This window comes from Actibacterium sp. 188UL27-1, assembly GCF_016901225.1.
GTDB lineage: Bacteria > Pseudomonadota > Alphaproteobacteria > Rhodobacterales > Rhodobacteraceae > 188UL27-1.
On the sequence record NZ_JAFEUL010000003.1, the window covers coordinates 147,889 to 162,407 of the forward strand.

Genomic DNA, 14,519 nt, shown 5'->3' on the forward strand with positions numbered 1-14,519 from the left:
GTTCTTGACATGGTGGCATGACTTCCAAAAGAGAAGGCAGCTTATCGAAAGGACCCACCAGCAATGCCACGATCCGCCGGAAAACATGGCGCCTTGCGCGCCCGCCTGCGCCCCGTGCGACGGGGTTTCTGGTTTGCGGCCGTGCTGTCGATGCTGTTCCATGTGGTTTTGCTGATCGGATTGCTCTTTCTGGTGCAGATTTTTGATCGCGTGTTGAGCAGCGGCATAGGGTCGGTTCTGACCATCCTGTCGGTGTTGGTGGGTGCGGTTGCGTTTCTGGCGGGCTTGATCGCGTTTTCACGTAACCGGGTGCTGAGCCGTCTGGCGGCCTGGCTTGATGCGGAGCTTTCGCCGCTCAGTTATCGCAGTTGGATGCTGCGCAGCCAATCCGGGGACCGGTCCGGATACAAACCCATGCATGATGTGGGCATATTACGGGATTTTCTGACCACGCCGACCATGCTGGCCGTCTTTGATGTGAGCTGGATGCCGTTCTATGGGGTCGTGGTGGCGCTACTGCATTGGCATCTTGGCGCCCTGGTAGCGGGGGCGGCGCTGATGGTGGTGCTGATGGTGCTGTTCAGCGATCTGAGTACCGGTTTTGCCCAGACCCGCGCGGCGCAGGATGACATTCAAGAACGCCGCTTTGCGGAACGCAGCCTGAACGGCGCCGATGCTGTTCTGGCCATGGGCATGTTGGGGCAGGTCACCACCAGTTGGTACAAATTGCGCAACCGGTCCGTCGCGGGTTTGCAGACCGGATGGGACCGCGCGCAACTTTTTGCGATGGTGTGCACCTTGATCCGGGTGCTGGTCACGGGCCTTGTGCTGCTGTGGGGTATGGCGCTGTTGCTGGAGGAGCGCCTGTCCGTGGGAGGTCTGGCCGCTGCGACGGTGCTGACCTGGCTCTCTCTCGGGCCGCTGGACCGGATCGCGCAAGGGTGGCCGCTGTTGAAGCGTGCGCGGCTGGCCCGGCAACGGCTGATGTTCTACCTGTCGCGCGATGTGGAGCCGCGGGTCCTGAAAGAGGATCTGCCAGCGCCCAGCGGTGCGTTGGCCGTGGAACACATTACGGCATTTGCCCCCCGAAGCCTGTCGGGCGCACCGGGCCGCATCATTCTATCTGACATCTCCTTTACCCTTGAGCCGGGGGAAGCGTTGGGGATCGTGGGGCCGAGTGCCGCTGGCAAATCCACCTTGGCGCGCATCCTGGTGGGCCTTCAACTGCCGGATCGTGGAGCCGTGCGCCTGGACAGCCATACCGTGCAGGAGTGGAGCCCAGAAAAACGCGGCCGCCATATCGGATATGTGCCGCAGGATGTACGGCTTTTGCCAGGCACGATTGCCCAGAACATCACCCGGTTTGACCCGGATCCCAATGAACGCGCCTTGACCGAGGCGGCGGAACTGGCCGGGGTGTTGGACGTCGTCACCGCGCTTCCCGAAGGTTTCGCAACGGAGATTGATCCCATCGTCAGCCCGTTGACCGGTGGCCAGACGCAGCGTGTCGCCCTGGCCCGGGCGATGTATCAAAACCCCCGTCTGATCGTGCTGGATGAGCCGCAAACACATCTGGATGCAGACGGTCAAACGGCCCTGGCCGCCGCAATCGCAACCCTGAGCGCGCGTGGCGCCACGATCGTGGTGACCGCTCATAACCCGACCGCCGTGGCTGGCATCAACCGAATTTTGATGCTGGATGACGGTGCTATAGTCGATCAGGGGGAAAAATCTGATATTCTGCGGCGGATCACCCGCAGCGCTTGAAAGGTCTGCGCCCATGCTGGACCGCGCAAAACGAAACTACGCAGCCCCCTTTTGGACCTGCCTCGCTGCGATTGTCCTGTTCGCCACGGGCCTGATCGTGTTGCTGTATCAAAACCCCCGTATCTCTCTCCTGGCATTTGAGGGGCGGTTGGAACTCGGCGCACCTGCCGTTCTCATTTCGCACCCCGTTGGCGGGATCGTGGACCGGATCAAGACGGCAGATGGCGACTGGGCGGAGGTCAATCAGATCCTGCTGGAATTCGATGATACCGCCTTGGCCGCGGCCCATAAGCTCAACGAGGATCGGTGGCATGCTGCGACTGTCCGCCTGGCACGGCTCAGGGCCGAACTGGCCGGGGAGGAGAGCTTTGACCTGACCGCGCTGCAGAACAACATCGGATCATCCGCCGCGATTGCAGACCTGTTTGAGCGTCAGGCGGCCTTATTTCGCACGCGGGCGCAGACCCGCGCGGCCCGCACGAAACAGCTGGATGAACAGATCGCCTACTTGCGCAACCAGTTGGCGACGGCGGAAACCGAAGCCGCTGCATCGCCGGATCCCGAAATCATCGCGGAGTTGGAGCAGGAACTGACCGAAACCGAAGCCCGGCGTCAGCAGATCGGGACGGATTTCCGACAGGCAATAGAGGCGGAGATTGCCGACCTCGATCCCCTGCAGCGCGATTTGGCGGCACAGCTTGAAACGACCACCCGCCAGCTTGATGCGCTGACCGTTGCGGCCCCGGTTGCCGGATTTGTCCGTTGGGCGGATGGCATCGCAGAGGGTGCTGTCGTTGCCGCGGATGCTACGCTTGCGGAACTGTTGCCCAAAGGCGCCGAACCGGTGGTGCGCTTCGCCCTTCCCGCGCGACAAGCGGCCGAAATCGATGTTGGCCAAGACGTTGAAATTCGCCACGATGATCAGCAAACACCGTTGGCCGGGTACATCAGGTCTGTTGGCCCGACGACCGACATGAAGCATGCAGTTACCGTTGCCTTGCGCGCCCCCGAAACGCGATTGCCTGCCGGCACCACGGTGCGGATCGTCGTGACAACCGATGTGACCCGGCTTTTGCGCGATCTCGCCGCGCCGACCCTGGCACAGGCTCGGCCCGAATAACCCTTTCGCCTTGTCGCCCTTTCGGCTAAAGCGCGCGAGCTTACAAAGGAGAGACCCGTCATGGGCTATAAAGTCGTCGTGTGCGGCGCCACCGGTAATGTGGGCCGCGAAATGCTGAACATCCTGGCCGAGCGCCAGTTCCCCGTGGACGAGATTGTGGCTTTGGCCAGCCGTAAATCCCTGGGTACGGATGTGAGCTTTGGCGAGACGACGCTGACGACAAAAGACCTGGAGACATTCGATTTCGAGGGTTGGGATATCGCCCTGTTCGCCATCGGATCGGACGCGACCAAGATCTATGGCCCGCGTGCTGCCAAGGCAGGTTGCATGGTGATCGATAACAGCTCCCTCTACCGCTATGATCCGGCGGTGCCGCTGATCGTGCCGGAGGTGAACCCAGATATGATCGACCAGGCACGCAATAAGAACATCATTGCCAATCCCAATTGCTCCACCGCGCAGATGGTCGTGGCGCTGAAACCGCTCCATGACCGGGCGCGGATCAAGCGGGTCGTTGTGTCGACCTACCAATCCGTCTCGGGCGCTGGAAAAGAGGGCATCGATGAGTTGTGGGATCAGACCAAAGGCGTCTATGTCCCGGGGCAAGAGATCGATCCGTCGAAATTCACCAAGCAGATCGCGTTCAACGTGATCCCGCATATCGACGTTTTCTTAGAGGACGGCACTACCAAGGAAGAGTGGAAGATGGTGGCCGAGACGAAAAAGATCATCGATCCCAAGATCAAGGTCACGGCGACCTGTGTGCGCGTTCCGGTGTTTGTCGGCCATTCGGAGGCCGTCAATATCGAGTTTGAGGATTTCCTGGACGAGGACGAGGCCCGCGACATCCTGCGGGAGGCGCCCGGTATCATGGTCGTCGACAAGCGCGAGGATGGTGGCTATATCACGCCGCTGGAATCGGTTGGTGAGTTTGCCACCTATATCAGCCGGATTCGTCAGGACAGCACGCTGGATAACGGTCTGAACCTGTGGTGCGTTAGTGACAATCTGCGCAAGGGTGCGGCGCTGAACGCGGTGCAGATCGCGGAGTTATACGGGAACCGGATCCTGCAACAAGGCTGAGACGACGCGATATTTGGGCCCAACCCCAAAGGCCTGAATGGACAATCCCCGTGAACTGAGAGAGGCTCCGCTCATTCATTGATCGGAGCCTTTTCATGCGTTCTATCCTTGTGCTGGCGTTCAGCGTCAGCCCTGCCCTCGCCGATGACTTCACCGCCATTGCCCCGGTTACCACCGCGACGCTGTACGGCGCCGGTGCCGTGGTCACCCAGCAGGCGACGGTCGACTTGCCCGAAGGCCGCCACCGTATCCTGATCCCCGCCAGCCGTGGCCTGATGTCCTATGCGCTGCCCAAGATCACGGTGTCTGATGGCGTCGCCATTGGCAATGTCGCCCTCCAACCCCGGGCGGTCGCCGATGCCGAAACCGCCTATCTGCCCCAACAGGCAGAGGCGCTGGCCACATTGACGGCGGCGCAGGAGACACTGATTTCGGCCGAGGGTGAAGTTTCCCAGGCGCGGGCCGGCCTTACCGCGATCGAGGCACAGATTGCATTTCTTGGTACCGCGTCCGCCGCGCAGGTCGAGGCGCTGGATGCCGAAACATTGCTGAGCACACTACAGCTGATCGGAACCCAACGGCAGGATCTGGAACGCCGACAGACGGAGGCGCAGCTTGCCTTGCGCCCCTTGCTGGAGGCCGCCGAGGATGCGACCAAGGCCCGGGATCAAGCACAGTTGGATTTCGACCGGCTTACCCCTGCCGACACGCCGGTCGATCTGATTGCGGTCAATGTCGATGTGACCGCCGCCGGGCCCGCGACCGTGGAGTTAGAAAGCTTTACCTTCGCTGCCGGATGGCAGCCTGTTTACGATATTTTCCTGGCGCGGGGGGATGCGCCCTCGGTCGATATTCACCGCAAGGCTGCGATCCGGCAGGATACCGGGCTACCGTGGAGCGATGTGGTGGTACGCCTGTCCACCGGCGATCCGTTAGGGCAGGTTGATCCGACCAAGCTGTGGCCGAACAAGGCCGAGATCGGGAACAATGCCGGGGCAAAACGGTTGAGTGCGCCGTCACCCGCGGCATCCCTGTCGCGCGAGGCGGATCCGTTGGAACAGATGGCCATGGAGGAAGCCGATGTCGCGACGGGCCCGACCATTGCGACCGATGGCGTGTCGATCAGCTATGATTACCCGCAGCCAGTGTCATTGTCCTCGGGCGCCGGGAACCTGGTGCTCACCCTCGATCAGCTGGAATTTACCGTGGATGAGACCATTCGCGCCATCCCACGCTTTGACGAGACGGCCTTTTTGATGGTCGCGTTCGTTAATGACACGGTCGAACCCATCCTGGCGGGGCAGGCAACCTTGTTTCGCGATGGGGTGCGACTTGCCCAGAGCCATATCGATTACGTTGCCGCGGGCGACGAGGCCGAACTGGCCTTTGGTAAAATGGAAGGCATTCGCCTGGACTGGAAACTGTTGCAGAACGACACCGGTGATCGCGGTCTGGTCAGCCGTTCGGACATTCGCGAGCAGTCCTTGGAATTCAAGATCAAAAACCTGATGTCCGAGCCGCAGACCGTTCAAACCCTATATGCCATGCCGTTTTCTGAGCAGGAGGATTTGGATATCCGCGTCCGTGCCAATCCCGGACCGGATCTGCGAGATTTCGAACAGGATCGCGGTATCGCAGCCTGGGATCTGACGCTGGAACCCGGACAGGAACAGATCATTCGGTTGGATGTGACGCTGACCTGGCCCTTGGGGCAGGGTCTGGCTTGGCAGCCCTAAACTGCGGTAAAGGCTTGATCGGCGTCTGACCATTCCGCCAGGCGCCCTTCGCCGATATCGAAAAAAAGCGCATGCAAGGACAGGCGTTCATCCCCCATAGCGGTCCTGACAAAGGGAAGGTCCGACATGTTCCTGAGCGCAACCTAGACGGCCTGGCGCTTCAATGCGCAGATCGTTCGTCCCGGGTCTTCAATGTCGGCGACGGGGTCATAGCCGGGGGACCGAAAACTGTGTTACGATTTACAGGCTATCGCAGCACACGATGACCATCACACGGGGCCGCTGCCCGTCTTCGGCCAGTCTTTTGTGCCAGTTCTTGTTCTCTGCATAGGTGGTCGCGTGCCAGCCATGGTATCAGTCGACCAGAAAATCGGGCAGGGGGCGAGTACGTGTAAGCAGGCAGGGTCTTTCCAATTGCGGGCTGGGATACGCAGGAATTGCATTGAATTCGACGAACAATCGCGTGCTGCTGCAAGATTTTCTTTAAGGGGCCGTGTCAAACACACAGGCGAGCCGTGGGGGCGGCGAAATGATGTGGTGGATAAGACAATGAATACAGCAAGACTGCCGTTGGACGAGACTGTTCGACTGGATCCCGACAAGCTGGGGACTTTGTACTATCAGCTTGGGGAAGCCGGTGCGGAGACAGTCGTGTGTCGCGCGATGGAGGAACTGGCCATACGCCTGCATGATCTGCCCCGATTGCTGGCGGAGGGGGATATTGACCGGTTGGGCAAGGTGGCCCGGTCCCTTGTCGGCATTGCGGAGCAGATCGGGATGATGACCCTAGCTCGCGTGGCGCTTGATGTGTCGCGATGTGCAGGACGCGGTGACGACCCGGCGTTGGGGGCCACACTGGCCCGGCTGCAGCGGATCGGTGACCGGTCGCTGACAGCGATCTGGGATATGCAGGACATGACGGTTTAGGCCATTGGCGTGATCTGGGCAGGCTGCGTTCGATCCGGTTTGCCGCCTTGCAGCAGCCGCAGGGCAGGCTAGGGTGCGGGCATCATACCAGGAGGCCCACCCATGACCCTTTCCTTTGCACCAGGTGATGCGGATGCGATCCCGCTGCATGTCTTGTCCGAGAGCGACTGGACAGATTGGTGCGCGGCCCATGAAGGCCAGACCCGGGATTGGCTGGAGCAGCTGGGTTTTTCGGGTGCGTTGGGTCAGGTGATGTTGGCGCCCGATAGCGGTGGAGCGCAGGCATTTGTGGGCTATGGGTCAACGGCGACCCGGCGGCGGGGCCGGTTCAATGGCGCTGATGCGGCGGCACGATTGCCCAAGGGAACCTACCGTTTGGTGACCGAACTGCCGGACCATGAGCGCGATGCCTTTGCGCTGGGTTGGCTTTTGACCGGTTACCGGTTTGATCGGTACAAATCGCAACCCTCGAACAGCGCCACATTGCAGGTTCCGAACGGGATCGATGGGGACAGGTTGGCGACAATCGCCAATGGTGAGGCGCTGACCCGCGATCTGATCAACACGCCCGCTGCAGATATGGGACCGGCGGATCTGGCGCGGGCTGCCGCTGATCTGGCCGACCGGTTCGACGCTAGCTGTACCGTGACAGAGGGTGCCGCGCTATTGGAGGCGAACCTGCCGATGATCCACGCCGTGGGTCGCGCGGCGGCCCAGCCTCCGCGGCTGATCGACATGCGATGGGGTAGTGATGGGCCGTCCCTGACACTGGTCGGCAAAGGCGTGTGCTTTGATACAGGAGGATTGAACCTCAAACCCGGCAGTTCCATGGGTCTGATGAAGAAGGATATGGGCGGCGCGGCGGCGGTTCTGGGATTGACCCAGATGATCATGGCGCTGGATCTGCCGCTGCGATTGCGAGTGCTGATCCCTGCGGTTGAAAACAGCGTTTCAAGCAATGCATTTCGCCCGCAGGACATCCTGACATCGCGCAAGGGATTGACCGTTGAAGTGAATAATACCGATGCGGAGGGGCGACTTGTCCTGGCCGACGCGCTCAGCCTGGCCGATGAGGAGGCGCCAGATCTTCTGATCTCAATGGCGACGTTGACCGGCGCGGCGCGTGTCGCGGTTGGGCCAGACCTTGCTCCGTTCTACACCGATGATGAAATGGTTGCGGCGGCCTTGGCCCAGGCGGGCACCGCGGTGGCGGATCCTGTGTGGCGGTTGCCGTTCTGGGATCCCTATGAGGCGATGATCGAGCCCGGGATTGCCGATCTGGATAATGCACCGAAAGGTGGATTTGCCGGCTCGATCACCGCCGCGCTTTTCCTGCGCCGCTTTGTGAGTGCAGAACGGCGATACATCCATTTCGATATGTATGGTTGGCAACCGGTCGCCGCCCCCGCCCGGCCGAAAGGGGGCGTGGGGCAAGGCACGCGGGCCGTACTTGACGCGCTCCCGCAGGTATTGGGCCTATGACCGATCGCAGATTGACCCCCGCCAATGCCCGGGTCGCGGCAACCGCATTAAAGGGTCTGGTGCAGGATGTGACATTCACGGATGGGACAGCGATGACCGTCACTGTCCCGGTGGCCGATCTTTTGGCGGCACCCGGGGGCGCGCGGGACCGGCAGTTGCTTTATGGGGAGGCGGTCACCGTTTTTGAGGTGACAGATGGGATGGCATTCGTTCAGGCAGGCAAGGACGGGTATGTCGGATATGTTCTGCAGGATATGTTGGGCGAGAGCGTCGTGCCGACCCACCGCGTGAGTGTGCTGGCCACGCATTTATATCCCCAACCTGAGTTGAAATGTCCTGAAGTGATGGGGCTGGGTTTTGGGGCACGGTTGCGCATCGTCTCAGCCTCCGGCGCATATTTCGAGACGGATGCCGGGTATTTCGTGCCCAAACCGCATATCCGACCCCTGAACGCGCCGTTAGCCGATTTCGTGACGGTGGCGCAGATGCATTTTGGCGTGCCCTATCTGTGGGGCGGCAACAGCAATACTGGCATCGATTGTTCCGGCTTGGTCCAGGCTGGGCTGATCGCATGCGGTGTGGATTGCCCGGGCGACAGCGATCTGCAGATGGCGGCGCTGGGGCGTGATGTTGCGGGCGGTGATGTGAAGCGGGGCGATCTGTTCTTTTTCAAAGGGCATGTGGCAATTGCCGTCGATGCAGAGACGCTGATCCATGCCAATGCGCATCACATGGCCGTGGCCTATGAGCCACTGGCAGAGGCGATCTCGCGTATCGAAACGCAAGGCGAAGGGCCGGTTCTGGCGCAAAAGCGCCTCGATCATGGCGTCTGACGAATTATCTGGCGCATGACATTTTAGGTTTGGCGGTGTTGAGGCCATATCGGATCTGACTTGAGGGGGCGCGCGCGTCTACCGGTGCATAGGAGGATCTGTTTCGCCCGCACGCGGTTGCGAGCGACGTGCCTGTTGTCCGGTTTCTTCGTTCAATCGACGGAGCGGATCAGTTTGCGTTCCAGGACCCGCAGAACCGTCTTTAGGTCATGACCCCGTTTGAGGACCTGCCCTTCCATCCCGATCACCGCGTAAAGCCCCTGTTTACTCCGCAATTTCGGGCGCTTCTCTATCCGGTAGAGCGGATGTTCCGCCGTTCGGCGGAAAATGGAAAAGACTGAGACATCGCGCAGGCATGAAATCCCGTAATCCCGCCATTCGCCAGCTGCAACCATGCGCCCATAAAGGGCAAGGATCTGGCTGAGTTCGGTGCGGTGAAAAGCGACTCGCTCATCTGCGGGGCGGATCGGAAAAGGTGTTGGAGCCGTCATAGGCCTGAGTGTGTGGCCGTGACGGGGCAAAATCAACCCACGCCCCATTCTGGCACCGCAATTGCCCTGAAAACGTCTGCGTTTCGTCAGGCGGATGCCAAGAGCGGGTGCGATACACAAACTGTAGAGAGTGAAAACTCATCCGGTGCTGCGGTATCATTGCCCCCACCTTGACCGCAGCACCGGACCTACACCCTTCCTTCAAATCTGACGTTTTGCGGTGGTACAAAGACCGCTTCGTATGGCGCGATGACGTTGACGTTAAGGGAAGCTTTTAGGAAACAGAGAAGTCACAAATCTGGCATGTCCTGACGCCATGAGTTGACGTACACCCATTATACAATGTGCAGTTGATCGGCGACTATCGGCAGATTGACTGGCAAAAAAAGACCCGGGCACGAAGCCCGGGCCAGTCCAACAGGGAGGTGCCACATCATAACCCCGATGTGGCCAGGGGAACCTTTCGGGTATCTTACTACCCTATGCCACTAATCTATAACCGCCGGATTCGGTTACAAGAAGGCGGGCATTGGACGGATCTGGTTCTATTTTTTGACGAAGACGGTAAATATGTGTCTCCAATGTGTGGGTCGTTACCCCAGCATTGTACCCCCAAACCTCGTGCAGCAACACATCGCGGGCCACGACGCCCTCTGACGCGCGGTACAAGAACTTGAGAATATTGGTTTCTTTCTCAGTCAGGCGGATCTTGCGATCCGTATCGTCGACCAGCATCTTCATCGCGGGCTTGAATGTGTAAGGGCCCAGTTGGAAGACAGCATCTTCGGACTGTTCGTGCTGCCGCAATTGGGCGCGAATCCGCGCGAGCAGGACGGGAAATTTAAACGGCTTGGTGACATAGTCGTTGGCGCCGGCATCCAGCCCCAGGATCGTATCGGAGTCGCTATCATGGCCAGTCAGCATCAGTACTGGGCATTTGACCCCTTGTTTGCGCATCAGGCGGCACAACTCGCGTCCATCCGTGTCAGGCAATCCGACGTCAAGGATGACCAGATCGTAGATCCCGGCCTTGACCTTCTCCATCGCCTCGGCGCCATTGCCGCCTTCAAACACATCGAAGTCTTCGGTCATGACCAACTGCTCACTCAGCGCCTCGCGCAGATCGTCGTCATCATCGACGAGCAGGATTTTCTTTAGGTTCGCCATAACCGGTCAACTCCTCCGTTGTCTGGATCACATCTGCGCATATCCGGCGCGTTCGGCAAGATATGCTGCAAACGTCTCACGGCCTCGTGTCGCAGAGGGCGGTTTTGTTTCATATTCCAACATATACCAGCTAGATGTTTCCGTATTCGTTACAGCTTGGCCTTCATATGACCCTGTCTTTGACACCCTCTGAACACCGCGCCCGGGCGCGCTCTGATTTTCGTATGGGCGTGCCCGTTGTCTTGAAACAGGATGAGGCCATGATCGTGGCCGCCGCCGCCGAAACGCTATCTGCTGACCGGATGACAGCGTTGCAGGGATTGGGAGAGCCTGTTTTGGTGATCACGCGCCGCCGGGCGGAGACGCTGAAGGCCCGCGCCTACGACGGCAACCTGGCCCGGTTGCTGATGCCAGCAGATGCTGATTTGCGCTGGGTTCAGGCCGTGGCTGATCCGGCGACCGATTTGATGGCGCCGATGAAAGGCCCGTTTGCCAGCCAAAGAACCGGAACAGCCGATTTGCACGCCATGGGCCTGGCCCTGGCGAAAGAGGCGCGGTTGCTCCCGGCGCTGTTGGTCACGTCGGTCGCGACGCCTCCGCCAGATCTGGTTGTGTTGGACATGTCGGATCAGATCGTGGCGGCGCAATACACTGACGTGATCTGGGCCAAACTGCCAATGACGGTGGCAAAGGAGGGGCGGCTTCACGTCTTTCGCCCCGATGACGGTGGAGAAGAGCACTACGCGGTCGAGATCGGCCGCCCGGCCCGCGACACGCCTGTTCTGGCGCGCCTGCATTCCGCGTGTTTGACGGGTGATCTGCTGGGCAGCTTGAAATGCGATTGCGGCCCACAATTGCGTGCAGCCCTAGCCGCCATGGGGGGTGAAGGCAGCGGCATCTTGTTATACCTGAACCAGGAGGGGCGCGGGATCGGGCTTGCCAACAAGATGCGCGCCTATGCCCTGCAGGATCAGGGATTTGATACAGTTGAGGCCAATCACCGTCTGGGCTTTGAAGATGACGAACGGGATTTTCGGATCGGGGCAAAGCTTTTGTCCCGTCTGGGGTTCGATCAGCTTCGGTTGATGACAAACAACCCGGCCAAGATCGCAATGATGGAGGCACAGGGGATCCGCGTGACCGAACGGGTGCCGCTTCATGTGGGTGAGACCGAAGAAAACCGGGCCTATCTGGCGACCAAAGCCGCCAAATCGGGTCACATGCGATGAGGTCAACCGATCTGGTCGTGGGTCGCTGGGGGGTGCGGTTCCGCGGGCGACACTTTCCGGCGGCGATCGGAAAGGGTGGTCTGACCAGGGACAAGCGCGAAGGCGACGGCGCCACACCGTGCGGAGCCCATCGCATTGTCGGGCTTTTGTACCGACCGGACCGGGTGGCTCGGCCCACGGATTGGGCTGTAGCGATCCGCCCCGGCGATCTATGGTCTGACGATCCGCGTGATCCCGATTACAATCTGATGGTGCGTACACCCCATCGGTTCAGTCATGAACAGTTGCGCCGTGCCGATCCGTTGTATGACATGGTTCTGCTGACCGACTGGAACTGGCCCGAAGGGCGCCGCGGCCGCGGCTCCGCCATCTTTCTGCATGCTTGGCGCAAGCCGCGCCATCCGACAGAGGGTTGTATTGCCTTTCGTCCGGATCACCTGGCTTGGATCGTGCGGCGGATCGGGTACGAGACAAGGGTGATCATCTCCTAACCAGTCAAATACCCGCACTGGATTTGGCTCTAACCGTAGTCGCGTTCGCCAAAGATCGCAGAACCCACGCGGATATGCGTGGCACCCAAGGCGGTGGCCTTTTCAAAATCCCCGCTCATCCCCATGCTCAACCCTGACAGACCGTTGCGCGCGGCAATCTTGGCCAGTAATGCAAAATGCAGGCTGGCCTCTTCATCAACCGGGGGCAGGCACATCAAGCCTTTTACGGGCAGTTCCATGGACTGGCATTCCCCGACAAAGGCATCGGCTTCACCGGGCAAAATGCCCGCTTTCTGCGCCTCCTCGCCCGTATTGACCTGAATGAACAGATCCGGGCAGGCGCCGGTTTCCTGGGCCAAACGTGCCAGGGTCTTGGCCAGTTTGGGGCGATCAACCGAGTGGATCACATCAAACAGTTCCATCGCTTGCCGGGCTTTGTTGGTCTGAAGCGGACCAATGAGATGCAGATCGATATCCGAATATTGCGCCTGGAAATCGGGCCATTTTCCGGCCGCTTCCTGAACCTTGTTTTCCCCGTATATCCGATGACCTTCATCCAAAACCGCCTTCACCCGATCATTCGGTTGAACCTTTGACACGGCGATCAGGGTGGTCTGTCCGGCGCGCCCGGCTTTCTCCTCTGCCTTGGCGATGCGGCCTTGGATTGCGGATAATGACATCGGTTACTCCTCTATTCCGTAGGCCTGGATGAACGGCTGTAGCTCCGTCTCATAGCGCCGCCATGCCTGTCGGGACGACCGATAGATCGGCTGACGCACCTGATGCACGCTCAGGGTTTTCACGGTCCGGGGATTTTCGTGGAAGTTCAGGCAGGCCTCGTGCCAATCCAGACCCGCCGCCGCGATCAACTCTCTGGTTTTGGTCTCTGGATCTGCGACGAGATCCTCATAGGCAATTTCGACCAAATCATCGGGCATGGCCTCTCGCCAGAATGCCATCATGCGGTCGTAACTGCGGATATAGGCCGCGATATGCGTCAGGTCATAGGCATAACGGTGCCGCCCCGGGGCAAAAACGTTCTTGTAAATCGACAACGCAATATCGCGTGGGTCTCGTGTCACGATGATGAACCGCGCACCGGGCAAGGCCTGCTTCAACACGCCGATGATCAGATGGGTCTGAATGGATTTATCTGTGACATGTCCCTGTGGCACGGTGGTTTTGGCCACCGCTTCAAGATACTGCGCACCAAGCATATGCAGATCTTGCAATGTCAGATCTGTCAGTCGTTTCAGACCCTTGGCAGGATCTCCCAGCAGACCGTATGCGGCTCGCAAGCCATGCCCCATTTCACCGCCACCGATGACGTCGGGATGGCTGGCAATGATCTGTTCCACCAGGGTGGTGCCGGATCGTGGAAGCCCCGAGACAAAGATCGGGGTGATGTCCGGATGAGGTTCTGTCGGAGCCCAGGCAAAGTCAAAGCCTTCAAACGCTGTGATCAGGGCATCAATCTCAGCCTCTCGCGCCGTTGGATCGAACGGGTGCAGGTCGGCCATGGCTCTATTCGCGGGATCAAGAAACCGGAACACCTGATCGGTTTGACCCGTTTCTTCCATCACCTTGGCCAATGCAAATCCCAAATGTGATCGGCTGCGTCCCTGTACGGTTTTGTCCGCCCAGGCCCTTTTCATGGAGCCGATCAGCGGATCACCCTTGGCAAGCTTCTTGGTCGCCAGGAAGGTGCGGTATAGTTCCCCCTCCTTTGGGGCCAGTTTCAGCGCCTTGCGAAACTCCGCCTCAGCTTTGGGGAATTCACCGGCCCGTTGCAGCAGAAGCGCTTTGTCGGCTCTGGGCTTGATGGCCTTGGGGTTCAGCTTGATCAACGCGTCATAGGTGGTTGTCGCCGATGCGATATCACCGGTCTCTATCAGGGCATGGGCCAGCACCGTCAGAATGGCCGGTTCGTTGGGGTTTCCCTGCGCGGCCTTTGTGAGGGACGCAACAGCATCCTCCCAGTTGCCCATACGGGCGGCAATCTGGCCAAGCTGAAACTGTATGGCAGGGTGGCCGGGCTGCGCCATCAGAAGCTTTTGATAAGCGGCGCGGGCCTCGTGCAACCTGCCGGCCTTTTGCAAAGCGCCGGCTTGGTTGAACAACGCCTTCATCTGATCTTTGGTCATCGACAGCATAGCGTACTCCCCCTCAGTCCCGCTCTGCTATTCCCGTCCC

Annotated in this window: 14 protein-coding genes; 9 read left to right on the forward strand and 5 right to left on the reverse strand. The window is 59.9% G+C overall.

Annotated elements, in window-relative coordinates; genetic code table 11:
* Positions 1 to 63 precede the first annotated feature (63 nt).
* The 4 genes from IU397_RS06030 (at position 64) to IU397_RS06045 (ending at position 5,706) form a co-directional block, all read left to right on the forward strand.
* Positions 64 to 1,767 carry a type I secretion system permease/ATPase gene (locus IU397_RS06030; RefSeq protein WP_204411785.1) on the forward strand — a complete coding sequence of 568 codons (1,704 nt, stop codon included), beginning with the start codon at positions 64 to 66 and terminating at the stop codon, positions 1,765 to 1,767.
* A 13-nt stretch (positions 1,768 to 1,780) separates the two neighbouring features.
* Positions 1,781 to 2,887 (forward strand): HlyD family secretion protein, encoded by a 1,107-nt coding sequence (locus tag IU397_RS06035; RefSeq protein ID WP_204411787.1) that lies wholly within the window; start codon positions 1,781 to 1,783, stop codon positions 2,885 to 2,887.
* Positions 2,888 to 2,947: 60 nt separating this feature from the next.
* Positions 2,948 to 3,970, forward strand: coding sequence for an aspartate-semialdehyde dehydrogenase (locus tag IU397_RS06040; RefSeq protein WP_204411789.1), 1,023 nt, complete (start codon positions 2,948 to 2,950; stop codon positions 3,968 to 3,970).
* A gap of 95 nt (positions 3,971 to 4,065) precedes the next feature.
* Positions 4,066 to 5,706, forward strand: coding sequence for a mucoidy inhibitor MuiA family protein (locus IU397_RS06045; RefSeq protein ID WP_204411791.1), 1,641 nt, complete (start codon positions 4,066 to 4,068; stop codon positions 5,704 to 5,706).
* Here IU397_RS06045 and IU397_RS23820 read toward each other — a convergent pair.
* Positions 5,703 to 5,834: a hypothetical protein gene (locus IU397_RS23820; protein WP_370541616.1), complete on the reverse strand. Its 132-nt coding sequence runs from the start codon at positions 5,832 to 5,834 to the stop codon at positions 5,703 to 5,705. The two genes, IU397_RS06045 and IU397_RS23820, sit on opposite strands and share 4 nt — an antisense overlap.
* A 421-nt stretch (positions 5,835 to 6,255) precedes the next feature.
* Between IU397_RS23820 and IU397_RS06055 the strand changes: the two genes are divergently transcribed.
* The 3 genes from IU397_RS06055 (at position 6,256) to IU397_RS06065 (ending at position 8,948) form a co-directional block, all read left to right on the forward strand.
* Positions 6,256 to 6,633, forward strand: a complete 378-nt coding sequence (locus IU397_RS06055) for a hypothetical protein (RefSeq protein WP_204411794.1) — start codon at positions 6,256 to 6,258, stop codon at positions 6,631 to 6,633.
* Between the two features lie 102 nt (positions 6,634 to 6,735).
* Positions 6,736 to 8,115, forward strand: a complete 1,380-nt coding sequence (locus tag IU397_RS06060) for a M17 family metallopeptidase (protein WP_204411796.1) — start codon at positions 6,736 to 6,738, stop codon at positions 8,113 to 8,115.
* On the forward strand, positions 8,112 to 8,948 hold the full coding sequence (locus tag IU397_RS06065) for an NlpC/P60 family protein (protein WP_204411798.1): 837 nt from the start codon (positions 8,112 to 8,114) through the stop codon (positions 8,946 to 8,948). The genes IU397_RS06060 and IU397_RS06065 overlap by 4 nt, the downstream gene beginning before the upstream one ends.
* 152 nt (positions 8,949 to 9,100) lie before the next feature.
* Here the strand turns inward: IU397_RS06065 and IU397_RS06070 are convergent, their stop codons facing one another.
* Together IU397_RS06070 and IU397_RS06075 are read right to left on the reverse strand one after the other, a co-directional pair.
* On the reverse strand, positions 9,101 to 9,439 hold the full coding sequence (locus IU397_RS06070; protein ID WP_204411800.1) for a DUF2794 domain-containing protein: 339 nt from the start codon (positions 9,437 to 9,439) through the stop codon (positions 9,101 to 9,103).
* A gap of 480 nt (positions 9,440 to 9,919) precedes the next feature.
* Positions 9,920 to 10,606 (reverse strand): response regulator transcription factor, encoded by a 687-nt coding sequence (locus IU397_RS06075; protein WP_204411802.1) that lies wholly within the window; start codon positions 10,604 to 10,606, stop codon positions 9,920 to 9,922.
* A gap of 173 nt (positions 10,607 to 10,779) precedes the next feature.
* Between IU397_RS06075 and ribA the strand changes: the two genes are divergently transcribed.
* Together ribA and IU397_RS06085 are read left to right on the forward strand one after the other, a co-directional pair.
* Positions 10,780 to 11,835 (forward strand): GTP cyclohydrolase II, encoded by a 1,056-nt coding sequence (gene ribA, locus IU397_RS06080; protein WP_239479650.1) that lies wholly within the window; start codon positions 10,780 to 10,782, stop codon positions 11,833 to 11,835.
* On the forward strand, positions 11,832 to 12,326 hold the full coding sequence (locus tag IU397_RS06085) for a L,D-transpeptidase (protein ID WP_204411806.1): 495 nt from the start codon (positions 11,832 to 11,834) through the stop codon (positions 12,324 to 12,326). Before ribA ends, IU397_RS06085 begins: the two co-directional genes overlap by 4 nt.
* 29 nt (positions 12,327 to 12,355) lie before the next feature.
* On the opposite strand, the gene IU397_RS06090 is transcribed toward IU397_RS06085, so the two are convergent.
* Positions 12,356 to 13,006, reverse strand: coding sequence for a YggS family pyridoxal phosphate-dependent enzyme (locus IU397_RS06090; protein ID WP_204411807.1), 651 nt, complete (start codon positions 13,004 to 13,006; stop codon positions 12,356 to 12,358).
* Positions 13,007 to 13,009: 3 nt separating this feature from the next.
* Positions 13,010 to 14,479, reverse strand: coding sequence for a tetratricopeptide repeat-containing sulfotransferase family protein (locus IU397_RS06095; protein WP_204411809.1), 1,470 nt, complete (start codon positions 14,477 to 14,479; stop codon positions 13,010 to 13,012).
* Positions 14,480 to 14,519: the final 40 nt, after the last annotated feature.

What these genes read in the sequence shown, in the direction of transcription:
- IU397_RS06085 (WP_204411806.1), top strand. Translation starts at nt 11,832, where the DNA reads ATGAGGTCAACCGATCTGGTCGTGGGTCGCTGGGGGGTGCGGTTCCGC.
- IU397_RS06095 (WP_204411809.1), bottom strand. Translation starts at nt 14,479, where the DNA reads ATGCTGTCGATGACCAAAGATCAGATGAAGGCGTTGTTCAACCAAGCC.
- IU397_RS06090 (WP_204411807.1), bottom strand. Translation starts at nt 13,006, where the DNA reads ATGTCATTATCCGCAATCCAAGGCCGCATCGCCAAGGCAGAGGAGAAA.
- IU397_RS06035 (WP_204411787.1), top strand. Translation starts at nt 1,781, where the DNA reads ATGCTGGACCGCGCAAAACGAAACTACGCAGCCCCCTTTTGGACCTGC.
- IU397_RS06055 (WP_204411794.1), top strand. Translation starts at nt 6,256, where the DNA reads ATGAATACAGCAAGACTGCCGTTGGACGAGACTGTTCGACTGGATCCC.
- IU397_RS06065 (WP_204411798.1), top strand. Translation starts at nt 8,112, where the DNA reads ATGACCGATCGCAGATTGACCCCCGCCAATGCCCGGGTCGCGGCAACC.
- IU397_RS06040 (WP_204411789.1), top strand. Translation starts at nt 2,948, where the DNA reads ATGGGCTATAAAGTCGTCGTGTGCGGCGCCACCGGTAATGTGGGCCGC.
- IU397_RS06045 (WP_204411791.1), top strand. Translation starts at nt 4,066, where the DNA reads ATGCGTTCTATCCTTGTGCTGGCGTTCAGCGTCAGCCCTGCCCTCGCC.
- IU397_RS06060 (WP_204411796.1), top strand. Translation starts at nt 6,736, where the DNA reads ATGACCCTTTCCTTTGCACCAGGTGATGCGGATGCGATCCCGCTGCAT.
- IU397_RS06030 (WP_204411785.1), top strand. Translation starts at nt 64, where the DNA reads ATGCCACGATCCGCCGGAAAACATGGCGCCTTGCGCGCCCGCCTGCGC.
- IU397_RS23820 (WP_370541616.1), bottom strand. Translation starts at nt 5,834, where the DNA reads ATGTCGGACCTTCCCTTTGTCAGGACCGCTATGGGGGATGAACGCCTG.
- IU397_RS06075 (WP_204411802.1), bottom strand. Translation starts at nt 10,606, where the DNA reads ATGGCGAACCTAAAGAAAATCCTGCTCGTCGATGATGACGACGATCTG.
- IU397_RS06070 (WP_204411800.1), bottom strand. Translation starts at nt 9,439, where the DNA reads ATGACGGCTCCAACACCTTTTCCGATCCGCCCCGCAGATGAGCGAGTC.